Source organism: Streptomyces sp. NPDC093510, from assembly GCF_040683555.1.
Lineage (GTDB): Bacteria > Actinomycetota > Actinomycetes > Streptomycetales > Streptomycetaceae > Streptomyces.
On record NZ_JBFBEE010000007.1, the window covers coordinates 247,521 to 262,931 of the forward strand.

The window sequence follows — 15,411 nt, forward strand, 5'->3', positions numbered from 1 at the left end:
AGGCTCTCAGGGCGGCCTGCGAGGCCTCGGCCTTCGCGATCATCATGGTGGATGGGGGGCCGCGCCCACAAACCGCGCCCGCGCTGTGCCCGGCTTGCCCGCATAGCGGCCGGATGCCCGCCGGCCCGTGCCCCACAGGGCGTTCGCTTAGGGTGGGCGTCCATGACATGGCTGATCACAGGCGGGGCTGGATATATCGGGGCACATGTGGCGCGGGTCATGGCCGGTGCCGGGGAGGACGTCGTCGTACTCGACGACATCTCGTCGGGGGTGCCGCAGCGGCTGCCCGCGGACATGACCCTCGTCAAGGGCTCCTCGCTGGACGGGGAGCTGCTGCGCCGGGTCTTCGCCGAGCACGGCGTCACCGGTGTGGTGCATCTCGCGGCCCGCAAGCAGGTCGGGGAGTCGGTGGAGCAGCCGCTGCGCTACTACCGGGAGAACGTGGGCGGTCTGACGACGCTGCTCGAAGCGGTCGCCGAGGCCGGTATCAAGCGCTTCGTGTTCTCCTCGTCGGCCGCGGTGTACGGCGACCCGCCGGACGCCGAGCTCGTGCGGGAGGACGCGCCCTGCGTCCCGGTCAGCCCTTATGGCGAGACCAAGCTCGCCGGGGAGTGGCTGGTGCGGGCCGCCGGGCGGGCGCACGGCATCTCGACCGTCTGCCTGCGCTACTTCAACGTGGCGGGCGCCGCGGCCCCCGAGCTCGCGGACACCGGCGTCTTCAACGTGATCCCGATGGTCTTCGACCGGCTGCGGCGCGACGAGGCGCCGCGGATCTTCGGTGACACCCATCCGACGCCGGACGGCACCTGTGTCCGTGACTATGTCCACGTCTCCGATCTCGCCGAGGCCCACCTCGCGGCGGCCCGCCGGGTCGCGTCCGGGGCCGAGGGCGATCTGACGGTGAACATCGGCCGGGGACGCGGTGTTTCCGTACGCGAACTGGTCACGCTCATCGGTGAGGTGAGCGGGGACACCCGTCCCGCGCTCGTCGAGCCGGCCCGCGCCGGTGACTCGCCGCGCGCCGTGGCCGACGCGAGTCTGGCGGCCGAGGAGCTCGGCTGGACGGCTCGGCGCGGGGTGCGCGAGATGGTCGAGTCGGCCTGGGCGGGATGGTGTCTGCACCACCCCGGAGCGCGCCGCGACTGATCACTCCTGCCCCTGACCTGCACCCCTCCCCTTGCCGGGAATCGTTGCCATTTTCGCAGGTCAGTGGAGTGATAACGGTGTTCAGTGCCGCGTTGCCAGATACCCCCCACCCGTAGTTCACTGTGGTCGCGCGAGCAGCGAACAGCTGACCGGTGACCGACGCGGGAGGACGCTCCATGGGGGCAGGGCACGATCACGGACACACGCACGGGGCACCGGCCACGGGAACCGCGGCCAACGCCTACAAGGGGCGGCTCCGCACAGCGCTCGGCATCACGGTCACGGTGATGCTGGCCCAGATCGTGGGCGGCATCGTGGCGGACTCGCTCGCGCTCATCGCGGACGCGACCCATATGGCCACGGACGCCCTGGGGCTCGGCATGGCCCTGCTCGCGATCCACTTCGCGAACAGGCCACCCACCGAGAACCGCACGTTCGGCTACGCCCGCGCCGAGATACTCGCCGCGCTCGCCAACTGTCTGCTGCTGCTCGGCGTGGGCGGGTACGTGCTGTTCGAGGCGGTCGAGCGGTTCATCACACCCGCGGAGACCGAGGGCGGTCTCGCCCTCTACTTCGGTGTCTTCGGTCTCGTCGCGAACATGGTCTCCCTCACGCTGCTCATGCGCGGCCAGAAGGACAGCCTCAATGTGCGGGGCGCCTTCCTGGAGGTCGTCGCGGACACCCTCGGCTCGGTGGCGGTCATCGTCGCGTCGATCGTGATCATGCTCACCGGCTGGCAGGCCGCCGACCCGATCGCCTCGCTCGTCATCGGCCTCATGATCGTCCCGCGTACGGTCAAGCTCCTCAAGGAGACCCTGAACGTGCTCCTGGAGTCGGCACCCAAGGGCATCGACATGGCGGAGGTGCGGGCCCACATACTCCACCTGCCGGGCGTCGAGGAGGTCCACGATCTGCACGCCTGGACGATCACCTCGGGCCTGCCCGTGCTCTCCGCCCACGTCGTGGTGGGCTCGGGCACCCTCGACTCGATCGGGCACGAGAAGATGCTGCACGAGCTGCAGGGCTGCCTGGGCGACCACTTCGACGTCGAGCACTGCACCTTCCAGCTGGAGCCGAGCGGCCACGCGGAGCACGAGGCGAAGCTCTGCCACTGACGGCGGCTCCGCCCCGGCCCCGGCCCCAGTACCGGTATGACAGCCGGTGTTATAGTCGCGGGAGTTCTTGAGATCACAGGAGGTGGGTTGATGACTGTCACGGCTGACGCTGCCCTGCGCGGCGACACGTGCATCCCCACTCTCCGGGCGCGCGTCTGACTTCACGTACACCACAAGTCGTACGTCAGGTCCGCGGGTCCTTCACTCAAGGATTTCCACGTTGACTGACAGCACCTCCATCACCCATGCCTTCTTCGCCCTGCACCACGGGCTTCCCCGGCAGGGTCCCGGCTCCGACGACACCACTCGTCGGCTGCTCTCCCTCGCGGGTGCGCTGCCCGAGCGGCCGCGCGCCCTCGACCTGGGCTGCGGGCCCGGCAGGGCCGCGCTCCTGCTCGCCGCCGAGGCCGGCGCCCGGGTGACCGCCGTCGATCTGCACGAGCCGTTCCTCGACGAGCTCCGTGCGTCCGCCGAGGCCCGCGGCCTCACCGGATCGATCACCACCCTCAAGGCCGACATGGCCGAACTCCCCTGCCCGGACGGCTCGTTCGACCTCGTCTGGGCCGAGAGCTCGGTCTACGGCATCGGCTTCGACACCGCGCTGCACGCCTGGCGGCGGCTGCTCGCACCCGGCGGGGCGCTCGTCCTCACCGAGTGCGAGTGGACGACCGCCGAGCCGTCCGCCGAGGCCCGCGCCTTCTGGGAGCGGCACTACACGCTGCGCACGAGCGAGGCGAACACCCGGGCCGCCACCGGCGCCGGGTACTCGGTGCTCGGCGTGCACACGCAACCCGAGTCCGACTGGGAGGAGTACTACGGCCCCTTGGCCGCGCGTGCGGACGCGGTATCGGCCGAGAAGGCAGCCGCTCCCGGCATGGCCGAGGCGCTCGCCGCCACCCGCGAGGAGATCGCGATGCGGCGCGAGCACGGCAGCGAGTACGGCTACACGGGCTACGTTCTGCGGCCCGCGGACTCCTGGCCGACCCGCCCGGAGACGGCGGCCGACGTCGCCGCCGTGCGCGCGGTGAACGCCGCCGCCTTCGAGACGGAGGCGGAGGCCGACCTGGTCGACGCGTTGCGCACCGACCCCGAGGCGTGGCTTCCGGGTCTGTCGTACGTCGCGGAGGCGCCGGACGGCTCGGTCGCCGCGTACGCGCTGATCACCCGCTGCCGGGTGGACGGCGCGCCCGCGCTGGCGCTCGCGCCGGTCGCCACCCTGCCCGAGCACCAGCGGACGGGGGCCGGTTCGGCCGTCGTACGGGCCGTGCTCGACGCGGCACGCGCGCGCGGGGAGCGGCTCGTCCTCGTGCTCGGGCATCCCGCGTACTATCCGCGGTTCGGTTTCCGGCCCGCTTCCGGGTACGGGATCCGGCCAGGTTTCGAGGTGCCCGACGAGGCCATGATGGCGCTCGTCCTGAACGGGGCCGACGATTCCGGGCCGCTGCCGCGGGGCACGATCCGCTATCCGGCCGCCTTCGGGGTCTGAGGCCCCTCGGGCGCACGCGTGAGAGCGCGCCCGCCGCGTGTCCCGCCGTGCTTCGGCTCGGCGGGACATGCGGGCCCTCGGAGTGCCCGAGGTGTCCGGAACGTACGGCAGACTTGGGGTTCTAAGACCGAAGCGAAGGATGCGTATGCCGATCACACCTGCCACCGCGGCGAACACCTCGTCGAGCGGCACCGGAGAAGCGATCTTGCTCGAACTCGTCGACGAGGACGGCAGGACGATCGGCACAGCGGAGAAACTCTCCGCGCATCAGGCGCCCGGGCAGCTGCACCGGGCGTTCTCCGTCTTCCTCTTCGACGAGCAGGGGCGGCTGCTGCTCCAGCAGCGCGCCCTCGGCAAGTACCACTCCCCCGGCGTCTGGTCGAACACCTGCTGCGGCCACCCCTACCCGGGCGAGGCGCCGTTCGCCGCGGCCGCCCGGCGTACGTACGAGGAGCTGGGGGTCTCGCCGTCGCTGCTCGCCGAGGCGGGCACGGTGCGCTACAACCACCCGGATCCCGACTCGGGGCTCGTGGAGCAGGAGTTCAACCACCTGTTCGTCGGGATGGTGCAGTCCCCGCTGCGCCCCGACCCCGACGAGATCGGCGGGACCGCGTTCGTGACGGCCGGGGAGCTGGCCGAGCGGCATGAACGGGAGCCGTTCTCCGCGTGGTTCATGACCGTGCTCGACGCGGCACGTCCCGCGATCAAGGAGCTGACCGGTCCCTCCGCGGGCTGGTAGCCGCACCCTCAGCGCAGGGGATCGGGCTTCAGGGGCAGGGCCGCCCAGATGACCTTGCCCCCGCTCGCGGTGTGCTCGACGTCGCAGGCCCCGCCCGCTTCCGCCGTGATCTCGCGGACGAGGAGCAGTCCCCGCCCGCCGGTCTGACCGTGGTCCGCCACCAGGGCCGTCGGGCGGTAGGGGTGGTTGTCCTCGACGGAGACCCGCACCCACTCGGCGCCGACCGCGACCTCCACCGCGAGCATCGGCGAGAGCAGGGCCGCATGGCGCACCGCGTTGGTGACCAGCTCGGAGACGATGAGCAACAGGCCCTGAATGAGATCGTCCGGCGCCGGTACGCCCTGCCGGGCCAGCAGGTCGCGCACCGCGTGCCGCGCCTGGGGCACGGAGGCGTCGACGGCGGGGGCGGTGAAGCGCCACACCCCCTCGTACGGCACGGGTCCGCCGCCTCTGGGGAGTGGATCGGGCCCGCTCCCTTCGCTCTCCATCGTCCGGTCGCCGCCCTTGCGCTCGATTGTCGCCACACATCGAGTGTTGGGAACGCCCTGATCCGGACCGCGCCACTGACCAGAAGTCAGCGACTATCGACGCATTTTGACCGCCGCCGCATGACACCGTCAGTTGTGCGACTGGTCCTGCCCGCCCTGCCCTCGATGTGCCGCCTTAAAGTGTTCTTCAGGTTGTACGAGGCTGACGATGCGGCGCCCGCCGATGCCCGTGGCGAGCAGGCCGAGGCCGTCGAAGAGCAGGGTCAGGGAGAAGAAGCACCCGATGACGTACTGACTGCTGCTGGGCCACTCGGCGAGCACCAGGATGCCGATCAGCAGCCCGAAGGCGCCCTGCAGAAGCGTCAGCGCGAACTGCGGGCCGCGCACCACCAGGCTGCCGACCAGCCGGAACACCCCGCCGGTGAGGAAGAGCAGGGCCGCGAACATCGTCAGCGCCTCCGCCGCCACGTCGGGCCTGCGGATGATCACGACGCCCGCCGCGAGGTTCAGCGCTGCCACCACGACGCCCAGCCAGAAGAAGCTGCTGCCCCGCGACTGGACGGCGTGCAGCAGGCCGACGATGCCGCCGACCAGCAGGAGCCAGCCGAACAGGAGCATCGAGGTCAGGGTGGCGAGGCCGGTGTAGACGAGACCCACGATCCCGGCCACCGCGAGGATGACGCCGAGCAGGGCGAGCCAGCCGAAGCTGCGGCTGAGGCGGTCGCCCTGGGCACCGGCGCTGCCGGGTCCGGGCCTGGTGGTCCTGTCGGTACTGGCGTCCTTCGGTCCGGCCATCAGCGTCTCCGTCTCGCTCGGCAGAGCCTTCCGTGCCACCCCTTCTTGATCGTACGTTCGAGGGGTGCGGATAGCATCCGGCGCATGGAGCCGCAGCTGAGGCACACCGTCACGGACGGCGTCGCCACCGTCCTCATCGACCATCCGGCCAAGCGCAACGCCATGACCGCGGACATGTGGCGCCAGGTGCCGCCGCTCTGCGCGGCGCTCGCCGCCGACCCGGCCGTGCGCGCCGTCGTGCTCACCGGCGCGGGCGACACCTTCTGCGCGGGCGCCGACATCTCCTCGCTGCGCGGGTCCCCCGGCACGGCGCAGGACCTCGCCGTGCGGGCCGAGGAGGCGCTGGCGGCCTTCCCCAAGCCGACGCTCGCGGCGGTGCGTGGCTACTGCGTGGGCGGTGGCGCCCAGCTGGCGGGGGCGTGCGATCTGCGGTTCGCGGACGAGGGTGCCTCGTTCGGCGTCACGCCGGCCAAGCTGGGCATCGTCTATCCGGCGTCGTCCACCCGGCGCCTGGTCTCCCTGGTGGGGCCCGCGACCGCCAAGTACCTGCTGTTCTCGGGCGAGTTGATCGGCGCGGAACGGGCGCTGCGCACCGGTCTCGTGGACGAGGTGCTGCCGTCGGGCGACCTGGACAAGCGGGTCACGGAGTTCACCCGCGTCCTCGCCTCGCGCTCACAGCTGACGCAGGCGGCGGCGAAGGAGTTCACGACGGGGCGCACGGACCGGGACGCGTACTGGACCGAGCAGGCGCGAGGCAGCGGCGACACCGCCGAGGGTGTCGCCGCCTTCCTGGAGCGCAGGCGGCCGGAGTTCACCTGGAGCCCGCCGGCCGGCTGATGGCCTACTGGTCGAAGCGGCTGCTGCCGCGGAACTTCGCGACGATGTGCGCGGGCGCCTTCTCCGGGGACCCGGCGTCGTAGGGCGGCCGCGGGTCGTACTCGGTCAGCAGCTGTACGGTCTGCGCGTGCTCGTCGCCCGCGATCCTGCCGGCCAGGGTGAGGCCCATGTCGATGCCCGCGGAGACACCGGCCCCGGTGACGTACTTGCCGTCGAAGACGACCCGCTCCCCCGTCGACTCGACGCCGAGCCGGTCCAGTTCGGCCAGCGCGAGCCAGTGCGAGGTGGCGCGGCGGCCCTTCAGGAGGCCGGCGGCGGCCAGCGCGAGGGAGCCCGTGCACACCGACGTCGTCCAGGTGGTCGTGGCGTCGACCGCGCGGAGCCAGCCGAGGAGTGCCTCGTTCTCCATCTGGTCGCTCTGTCCGGGGCCGCCGGGCACGACGACGATGTCGGGGCGCCGGACCTCCGCGAAGGACTTGTCGGCGACGAGGGCGAGGGTGCCGTTGTCGTCGCGCACCGGGCCCGCCTGCTCGGCCACGAAGACGGTTTCGGCGCCCGGGAGGCTGCTCAGCATCTGGTAGGGGCCGATGGCGTCGAGGACGGTGAAGCGCTCGTACAGGGCGATGGCTATCTGCATGGTGTCCCTATCGGTGTGAAGTGGCGGATGCAGCGGTCGGTACGGGGCGGAAACGGCGGCGGTACTCGGCGGGCGCCGTGCCGAGGACCTTGACGAAGGCGCGGCGCATGGCCTCCGGAGTGCCGTAGCCGCAGGCCCGCGAGATCTCCTCGACCCCGTCGGAGGTGTCCTCCAGGAGCCGGCGGGCGTGTTCGACGCGGACGCGCTCGACGTACTTGCCCGGCGTCAGACCGGTGTCCGCCTGGAAGGCGCGGGCGAAGTGACGCGGCGAGAGCTGGGCGCGCGCGGCCAGCGCGTCGACGCAGAGGTCGTCGGCCGGATGCTCGGTGATCCACTGCTGGACCTCGCGCAGCGGTTCACGCTGCGCGGTCTGTGCGGCGAGCTGGACGCTGAACTGGGCCTGGTTCCCGGGGCGACGCAGGAAGACCACGAGGTGGCGGGCGACCGTGAGCGCCACCTCGCGCCCCAGATCCTCCTCCACGAGCGCCAGGGCGAGGTCGATGCCCGCGGTGACACCGGCGGACGTCGCGACATGACCGTCGCGTACGTAGATGGGGTCCGGGTCCACCTCGACGCCCGGGTGCATGGCGGCGAGGCGCTCGCAGTACGCCCAGTGGGTCGTCGCCCGGCGTCCCTCCAGGAGGCCCGCCTCGGCGAGCCGGAGCGCCCCGGTACAGACCGACACCAGGCGCTGTGCGCGCGGGCCGTTCTCGCGCAGCCAGCCGGTCAGCTCCGGGTCCGCCGGGCGGGTGCCCGGGCCGCCCGGCACGAGCAGCGTGTGCGGAGTGGGGGCGTCCGCGAGCGCGGAGTCCGGGATCAGGGTGAGGCCGCTGGACGTGCGGACGGGGCGGCCGTCCAGGGAAGCGGTGCGGATGAGGTAGCCGCCGCCGGGGTCGCCGAGGCAGTGCCCCGCGCCCGCGAACACCTCCGCGGGGCCCGAGACGTCGAGACTCTGGACGTCGTCGAAGAGGACGACCAGGACGGTTCGCTGCGTCATGCCCTCGATTCTTGGCCCCCGGGGCGATGGCCGCAATGACGAAGAACCCACCTTTCCTGCCATCCGTCTGTCCCGCCCCAGTGGCCCCATACCAACCAGTAGGTATCGTGCCCGCATGACCTCTTCGACGACTTCCTCGACGGCCTCGGCAGTGCCCGCCGCGCTGGAACCACGCGCCGGACGCCGCTGTCACAACGTGCTGAACCCGCTGCACTCGACGCACTACTTCTCGCCCGACGTGGCACGGGAACTGGGCGCCTTGGGCATAACCGATTCCCACGCCGTCAACTTCGCCGTCCGCGCGGCGGCCCTGGGAGCCGTCGGCCCCGGAACCGTGGCCGCCACCTTCTACAACTACAAGTACGAGCTCGTCGCCGCCCACGTCCCCCGGGTGTGGCGGACCGCCTCGCCCGAGGACGTCCTCGCGGCCCGTCTGCGGGCCGTCGACACGACGCTGCGGCGCCTCCTCGGCGACGAGCTCATCGCCTCACCGGAGATGGCGGAGGCCGCGGGACTCGCGCTGCGCGCCGCCGAGGCCTGCACCCGCGACGCGCGTCCGCTGTACGCCGCCCACGCCGACCTGCCCGTCCCCGATGAGCCGCACCTCGCCTACTGGCACGCGGCGACGCTGCTGCGCGAGCACCGCGGCGACGGGCACCTGACCGTGCTGCTCGACGCCGGACTCGACGGCATCGAAGCCCTGGTGAGCCACACCGCGACCGGCAAGGGCACCAGGCCGAAGTGGGTCTTCTCCACCCGCGGCTGGAACCAGGAGGAGTGGGACGCCGCCGTGCAACGGCTGCGGGGGCGCGGACTGCTCGACGGCGAGGGCGAGTTGACGGAGGAGGGCGTGGCGCTGCGCCGGGACATCGAGTCGCGGACCGACCACCTGGACCGGGCCCCGTACGAGCACCTGGGCGCGGCGGGCGTCGAGCGGCTCACCGAACTCGGCACCCTCATCATCGGCACGGCGATGCAAGCCGGGGCGTTCCCCGCGGATCTGCTCGGCAAGCGCTGAGCGGCCCCGCGCCGGTCGGGCACGCCCGGCGCGCATGCCTTGGAGCGTCCGAGGTACCCGTTCGTCCACCGGCCCCGCCAACCCGGCGGCGCCGGGGACGAAAGGGGAGTTCACATGTTCCGTGCCATCGCGGACGTCCTGCGCCAGATAGCCGCCGCCATCGCCACCGTCGTCACCCTGCCGTTCCGGGCCGTGGCCCGGCTGTTCGGCGGGGCTTCCAGTTCCACCAGGCGTGGCGGGCGCAGTACCGGCCGCCGATCGGGGCGCATGGGCCGGGCCCGCCGGGTCTGATCACCCTCTGTCGGCGCCACCTGCCACAATTGCCCGGCAACCTCAGCGAGAAGGCGGTACCGGAACGTGGCAGCTTTGAAGACGTCCACCCCAGCGTCCATCGAAAGCAGGATCGCCGAGGAGCTCGGCGTACGGGAGCGGCAGGTGAAGGCCGCCGTCGACCTGCTCGACGGCGGCTCCACGGTGCCCTTCATCGCGCGCTACCGCAAGGAAGCGACCGAGATGCTCGACGACGCGCAGCTGCGCACGCTCGAGGAGCGGCTGCGCTACCTGCGCGAACTGGAGGACCGGCGCGCCGCGATCCTCGAATCCGTCCGTGAGCAGGGCAAGCTCACCGACGATCTCGAGGCGCGCATCCGCGAGGCGGACACCAAGGCGCGGCTCGAGGACATCTACCTGCCGTTCAAGCCGAAGCGGCGTACGAAGGCACAGATCGCCCGCGAGGCGGGCCTGGAGCCGCTGGCCGACGGGCTGCTCTCGGACCCGACCGTGGAACCGCAGGCCGCGGCCGCCGCGTTCGTGGACGCCGACAAGGGCGTCGCGGACCCGCAGGCCGCCCTGGACGGGGCGCGGGCGATCCTCGCCGAGCGGTTCTCCGAGGACGCCGACCTGATCGGTGAGCTGCGCGAGCGCATGTGGGTGCGCGGCCGCCTCGCCGCGAAGGTCCGGGACGGCAAGGAGGAGGCGGGCGCCAAGTTCGCCGACTACTTCGACTTCGCCGAGCCCTTCACCGAGCTGCCCTCGCACCGCATCCTCGCCATGCTGCGCGGCGAGAAGGAGGACGTCCTGGATCTCGTCCTCGAACCGGAGGAAGCCACGGAGGGCCCGTCCTCCTACGAGGGCATCGTCGCCCAGCGCTTCGGGGTCGCCGACCGGGGGCGCCCGGGCGACAAGTGGCTCCAGGACACGGTGCGTTGGTCCTGGCGCACCCGGATTCTCGTGCACCTCGGGATCGACCTGCGGCTGCGGCTGCGGACGGCCGCCGAGGACGAGGCGGTCCGGGTCTTCGCGTCGAACCTGCGCGACCTGCTGCTCGCGGCGCCCGCGGGCACGCGCGCGACGCTGGGCCTCGACCCCGGGTTCCGTACGGGGGTGAAGGTCGCCGTCGTCGACGCCACCGGCAAGGTCGTCGCGACCGACACGATCCACCCGCACGTCCCGGCGAACAAGTGGGACCAGTCCCTCGCGACGCTCGCGAGGCTCGCCCAGGAGCACTCGGTCGACCTGATCGCCATCGGGAACGGCACGGCATCGCGCGAGACCGACAAGCTCGCCGGTGAACTCATCGCCAAGCACCCGGAGTTGAACCTCACCAAGGTGATGGTCTCCGAGGCGGGCGCATCCGTGTACTCGGCGTCGGCCTTCGCCTCGCAGGAGCTGCCGGACCTCGATGTGTCGATCCGCGGCGCGGTCTCCATCGCGCGGCGCCTCCAGGACCCGCTGGCCGAGCTCGTGAAGATCGACCCCAAGTCGATCGGCGTCGGCCAGTACCAGCACGACCTGTCGGAAGTGAAGCTGTCGCGCTCGCTCGACGCGGTCGTCGAGGACTGTGTGAACGGCGTGGGCGTGGACGTGAACACCGCGTCCGCCCCGCTCCTCGCCCGTGTCTCCGGTATCGGCGCGGGCCTCGCGGAGAACATCGTGGCGCACCGCGACGCGAACGGCCCCTTCAAGAGCCGCAAGGGCCTCAAGGACGTGGCCCGGCTCGGCCCGAAGGCGTACGAGCAGTGTGCGGGCTTCCTCCGCATCCGCGGCGGCGACGACCCGCTGGACGCCTCCAGCGTGCACCCCGAGGCGTACCCCGTGGTGCGCAAGATGGTGAAGTCGGCGGGCGGCCAGGTCGCTTCGCTGATCGGCAACACGGCCACGCTGCGCTCGCTGAAGGCCGACGAGTTCGTGGACGACGTCTTCGGACTGCCCACGGTCACCGACATCCTGAAGGAGCTGGAGAAGCCCGGGCGCGACCCGCGTCCCGCCTTCAAGACGGCGACGTTCAAGGACGGCGTGGAGAAGATCTCCGACCTGGCCGCCGGAATGGTGCTCGAAGGCGTCGTCACGAACGTGGCGGCGTTCGGCGCCTTCGTGGACGTGGGCGTCCACCAGGACGGCCTGGTGCACGTGTCCGCCATGTCCAAGACGTTCGTCAAGGACCCGCGGGATGTCGTGAAGCCCGGCGACATCGTCAAGGTGAAGGTCATGGACGTCGACATCCCGCGCAAGCGGATCTCGCTGACGCTCCGTCTGGACGACGAGGCGAACGCGTCGGCCCCGGGCGACGAGCAGCCGAAGCGGGGCGGGGGCCGCCCGCCCCAGCAGCGGCAGCAGAGCCAGGGCGGCGGTCAGGGCCGGCGCCAGCAGGGTCAGGGGCAGGGGCAGCGCGGGCAGAAGCGGCAGCGGCAGGGGCCGCCGCCCGCCAACGACGCGATGGCCGAGGCGCTGCGGCGGGCCGGGCTCGTGGACCCGAAGCGGCGCTGACGCGCCGGATCTCGGGGCCGGTTGAATCCGGAGTGGGTTGAACCGGGGCCGGTTGAAGCGGCGGAGGTCAGAGGGGCAGTTCTGCCACTTTGCCCTCCGCCACCTCCAGGCGGCGGGTCACCCGGACCGCGTCGAGCATCCTGCGGTCGTGCGTGACCAGGAGCAGCGTGCCCTCATAGGACTCCAGGGCCGACTCCAACTGCTCGATCGCGGGCAGGTCCAGGTGGTTCGTCGGCTCGTCGAGGACCAGGAGGTTGACGCCGCGGCCCTGGAGCAGGGCGAGGGCCGCGCGGGTCCGCTCGCCGGGAGAAAGCGTGGCCGCCGAGCGCAGCACGTGATCCGCCTTCAGGCCGAACTTGGCGAGCAGCGTGCGGACCTCGGCGGGTTCCGTGTCCGGGACGGCCGCGCAGAACGCGTCCAGCAAGGACTCCTTGCCGTGGAACAGCGCGCGGGCCTGGTCGACCTCGCCCACCAGGACGCCCGAGCCGAGAGCGGCGTGGCCCGCGTCCAGCGGGACGCGTTCCAGGAGAGCGGCCAGCAGCGTCGACTTGCCCGAGCCGTTCGCACCCGTGATCGCCACGCGGTCCGCCCAGTCGATCTGCAGGGTGACGGGGCCGAGCGTGAACGCGCCCCGGTGCACCTCCGCGTCGCGCAGGCTCGCGACGACCGTGCCGGAGCGCGGGGCCGCCGCGATCTCCATGTGGAGCTCCCACTCCTTGCGGGGTTCCTCGACGACGTCGAGGCGCTCCAGCATGCGCTGCGTCTGGCGGGCCTTGGCGGCCTGCTTCTCGCTGGCGTCGCTGCGGAACTTCCGGCCGATCTTGTCGTTGTCGCCCGCCTTTCGGCGGGCGTTCTTGACGCCCTTGTCCATCCAGGAGCGCTGCATCTGGGCGCGGCTCTGGAGCGCGGCCTTCTTGTCCGCGTACTCCTCGAAGTCGTCGCGGGCGTGCCGGCGGGCCGTCTCCCGCTCCTCCAGGTACGCGTCGTAGCCGCCGCCGTAGATGTTGATCTGCTGCTGGGCCAGGTCGAGTTCGAGGACCTTGGTGACGGTGCGGGTGAGGAACTCGCGGTCGTGGCTGACGACGACGGTGCCGGCGCGCAGCCCTCGTACGAAGCCCTCCAGGCGTTCCAGGCCCGCCAGGTCGAGGTCGTTGGTCGGCTCGTCCAGGAGGAACACGTCGTAGCGGGAGAGGAGGAGGGAGGCGAGGCCCGCGCGGGCCGCCTGGCCTCCGGAGAGCGATGTCATCGGCTGGTCCAGGCCCACGGCGAGGCCGAGCGAGTCGGCGACCTCCTCGGCGCGCTCGTCGAGGTCCGCGCCGCCTAGCGCCAGCCAGCGCTCCAGGCTGACGGCGTACGCGTCGTCCGCGCCGGGGGCGCCGTCCACGAGGCCTTGCGTGGCGTCGTCCATGAGGCGCTGCGCCTCGGCCACGCCGGTGCGGCGGGCCAGGAAGGCGCGGATGCTCTCGCCGGGGCGGCGGTCCGGCTCCTGTGGGAGGTGTCCCACGGACGCGGTGGGTGGCGAGAGCCTCAGCTCGCCTCCCTCGGGGGTGTCGAGCCCCGCGAGCAGCCTGAGCAGGGTGGACTTGCCCGCCCCGTTGGCACCGACCAGGCCGATGACGTCGCCGGGGGCGACGACCAGGTCGAGTCCGGAGAACAGGGTGCGGTCGCCGTGGCCGGCGGCGAGATCTTTGGCGACGAGAGTAGCGGTCATCAAGGGGTGATTGTAGGTGAGGGGTGGGTGGGGGGTGCACCGGATTTCGGTCGGGGGCTGGCGGGGTCTGGCGTGGTCTGGCGGGGGCGCCTTGGGCGGGTCCTGCGCCTGCTGCGTCTGTGGGGCGGGGCCGTGGGGGTATGTACGTACTCGCTATCCCTGCGTCACGCCTCAAGTCCAAAGACGCCACAGTGTGCTCGGTGCTCCGTGCGCACATACCCCCACGTCCCCTCGGGCCGGTTGCGCGACTGCGGCCCGGTGGGGGCTGGCGGCGCCCGGCCCACGGCCCCTCGGGACGCGTTTGCGGCTGCGGCCCGGTGGGGCGTGTCTGCGCCCGGTCCCACGGCCCCTCGGGGCGGAGTCGCGGATGCGGCCCTGTGGGGGTGCCGATGCCCGGGCGCCATGGTCCTCGGGCCGGTTTCGCGGCTGACCGCCGGTGGGGGTGCCTGTGCCCGGGCGTCACGGGGTCCGGGCTGTCTAGGGGGTGGTGGGGGTCACCAGGACGCTTGTGGAGGTTCGGGCCACTACGTAGGCGTTGCCCTTGGTGGCCTTGGGGGTGAGGGGGACGGTGTGGTGGCCCGGTTCCAGGACCTCGTCGAAGACCTCGTGGATGTGGGTGCGGGACAGGCGGTCCGTCCGGTATGCCGTCAGCTGGACGCGGCACGTCGACGTGATGTCCAGTTCCGCCGAGGTCGGGTCCGCCGTGAGGCGGGTGAGGCGGCGTTGTTCCTGGGGGCTGCTGTCCAGCGCGTACTCGATCTGGGCGACGAGGAGCGGGATGATCGGGGCGAGACCGTCGACGTAGGCGACCTGGACGCCGGCCGCGTCGAACGCCGACCGTACGGACCGGCGGGTGTCGTCGGGGATCGTGGGGCCGAAGGCGACCGCTCCGTACGTGCGGAGTTCGTCCCGTGGGACTCCCGTCGCGTCCGCGGCGATCTCCGCGCCGATGCCGATCGTGCGGAGCGCCGCCGCCAGCTTGGCGAGGACCGCCACGCGGGCGCCGATCAGCAGGACCCGGCGGCGGACCTGCCGCTCCCCCTCGGAGAGCAACTGGCCGAGCGCGGCCCGGTATTCGGCGCCCCGGAAGCGGAAGGGCCCTATGCCGTGGTAGCCGTTGAGCTCCAGGTCGGCGGGTTCGGCCGTCTGCCAGGCGAAGTCGCGCCATACGAAGTCGTCGCTGCCGTCCTCGCCGTCGGTGGTTCGCTCGATCACCGCCGTGACCGCGCCGCACTCGAGCCCCTCGCACTCGGGGCAGCCGTAGATGACGTACCGCCCGTCGCTCAGCGGCGCCTGTGCCTCCAGGAGCAGCCTGCGGACGTGGGCGGTGAAGATCGCCGGCGGGATGTCGGCGGCCAGCGGCGACACCGCGTCGAGGTCGGACAGCTGAAAGAGGAGGGGGCGCCCGTTCACGATGAAGTCGACGAAATCGCGGTGCACTTGGTAGTCACCGTTGGCGAGAACTCCACCGGCGCGCATGGCCGGTGCCAGACCGAAGGTCGCGTACTCGGCAGACATGCTGTGAGTATCCCCACCTGACGCCTGATGTGAGCACGGCATCTCAGATTCCGCGGACCGGGAGAGCTCGCGGGTGCCGTGTTTGGGGGGCTGGGGGCGTGGGGCGTACGCATGGTCGATGGTTTACGTGTCGGGACGTGGCTGGACGAGCGGCCTCG

14 protein-coding genes are annotated in these 15,411 nt (G+C 72.0%); 8 read left to right on the forward strand and 6 right to left on the reverse strand.

Annotated features, from left to right (window positions below; genetic code table 11):
• Nucleotides 1-162 precede the first annotated feature (162 nt).
• From galE to idi, 4 genes are all read left to right on the forward strand, one after another.
• Nucleotides 163-1,146, forward strand: coding sequence for a UDP-glucose 4-epimerase GalE (galE, locus tag AB0N81_RS13780; RefSeq protein WP_365358003.1), 984 nt, complete (start codon nt 163-165; stop codon nt 1,144-1,146).
• A 176-nt stretch (nt 1,147-1,322) separates the two neighbouring features.
• Entirely contained in the window at nt 1,323-2,261 is a 939-nt protein-coding gene (locus AB0N81_RS13785; RefSeq protein WP_365358004.1) for a cation diffusion facilitator family transporter, read from the forward strand.
• A gap of 220 nt (nt 2,262-2,481) precedes the next feature.
• Complete coding sequence (locus tag AB0N81_RS13790; RefSeq protein WP_365358005.1) at nt 2,482-3,747, forward strand: bifunctional class I SAM-dependent methyltransferase/N-acetyltransferase; 1,266 nt, start codon at nt 2,482-2,484, stop codon at nt 3,745-3,747.
• A 145-nt stretch (nt 3,748-3,892) separates the two neighbouring features.
• Nucleotides 3,893-4,486 (forward strand): isopentenyl-diphosphate Delta-isomerase, encoded by a 594-nt coding sequence (idi, locus tag AB0N81_RS13795; RefSeq protein WP_365358006.1) that lies wholly within the window; start codon nt 3,893-3,895, stop codon nt 4,484-4,486.
• Nucleotides 4,487-4,494: 8 nt separating this feature from the next.
• On the opposite strand, the gene AB0N81_RS13800 is transcribed toward idi, so the two are convergent.
• Together AB0N81_RS13800 and AB0N81_RS13805 are read right to left on the reverse strand one after the other, a co-directional pair.
• Nucleotides 4,495-4,974 (reverse strand): ATP-binding protein, encoded by a 480-nt coding sequence (locus tag AB0N81_RS13800; RefSeq protein ID WP_365358102.1) that lies wholly within the window; start codon nt 4,972-4,974, stop codon nt 4,495-4,497.
• A gap of 129 nt (nt 4,975-5,103) precedes the next feature.
• Entirely contained in the window at nt 5,104-5,769 is a 666-nt protein-coding gene (locus AB0N81_RS13805) for an HdeD family acid-resistance protein (protein WP_365358103.1), read from the reverse strand.
• An 84-nt stretch (nt 5,770-5,853) separates the two neighbouring features.
• On the opposite strand from AB0N81_RS13805, the gene AB0N81_RS13810 reads away from it, so the two are divergent.
• Nucleotides 5,854-6,606, forward strand: a complete 753-nt coding sequence (locus AB0N81_RS13810; RefSeq protein ID WP_365358007.1) for an enoyl-CoA hydratase/isomerase family protein — start codon at nt 5,854-5,856, stop codon at nt 6,604-6,606.
• Between the two features lie 4 nt (nt 6,607-6,610).
• On the opposite strand, the gene AB0N81_RS13815 is transcribed toward AB0N81_RS13810, so the two are convergent.
• Complete coding sequence (locus tag AB0N81_RS13815) at nt 6,611-7,243, reverse strand: DJ-1/PfpI family protein (RefSeq protein ID WP_365358008.1); 633 nt, start codon at nt 7,241-7,243, stop codon at nt 6,611-6,613.
• A gap of 7 nt (nt 7,244-7,250) precedes the next feature.
• The gene (locus tag AB0N81_RS13820; protein ID WP_365358009.1) at nt 7,251-8,240 is read right to left on the reverse strand and encodes a GlxA family transcriptional regulator; all 990 of its coding nucleotides are present in this window, start codon (nt 8,238-8,240) and stop codon (nt 7,251-7,253) included.
• 115 nt (nt 8,241-8,355) lie between these two features.
• Between AB0N81_RS13820 and AB0N81_RS13825 the strand changes: the two genes are divergently transcribed.
• From AB0N81_RS13825 to AB0N81_RS13835, 3 genes are all read left to right on the forward strand, one after another.
• A complete protein-coding gene (locus tag AB0N81_RS13825) occupies nt 8,356-9,258 on the forward strand; it encodes a hypothetical protein (RefSeq protein WP_365358010.1) in 903 nt (300 codons plus the stop codon).
• A 114-nt stretch (nt 9,259-9,372) separates the two neighbouring features.
• On the forward strand, nt 9,373-9,549 hold the full coding sequence (locus AB0N81_RS13830) for an LPFR motif small protein (protein ID WP_365358011.1): 177 nt from the start codon (nt 9,373-9,375) through the stop codon (nt 9,547-9,549).
• A gap of 66 nt (nt 9,550-9,615) precedes the next feature.
• Entirely contained in the window at nt 9,616-12,024 is a 2,409-nt protein-coding gene (locus AB0N81_RS13835) for a Tex family protein (RefSeq protein WP_365358012.1), read from the forward strand.
• 67 nt (nt 12,025-12,091) lie between these two features.
• On the opposite strand, the gene AB0N81_RS13840 is transcribed toward AB0N81_RS13835, so the two are convergent.
• Both AB0N81_RS13840 and AB0N81_RS13845 read right to left on the reverse strand, forming a co-directional pair.
• Complete coding sequence (locus AB0N81_RS13840) at nt 12,092-13,735, reverse strand: ABC-F family ATP-binding cassette domain-containing protein (protein ID WP_365358013.1); 1,644 nt, start codon at nt 13,733-13,735, stop codon at nt 12,092-12,094.
• Between the two features lie 477 nt (nt 13,736-14,212).
• On the reverse strand, nt 14,213-15,253 hold the full coding sequence (locus AB0N81_RS13845) for an oxidoreductase (protein ID WP_365358014.1): 1,041 nt from the start codon (nt 15,251-15,253) through the stop codon (nt 14,213-14,215).
• Nucleotides 15,254-15,411 lie beyond the last annotated feature (158 nt).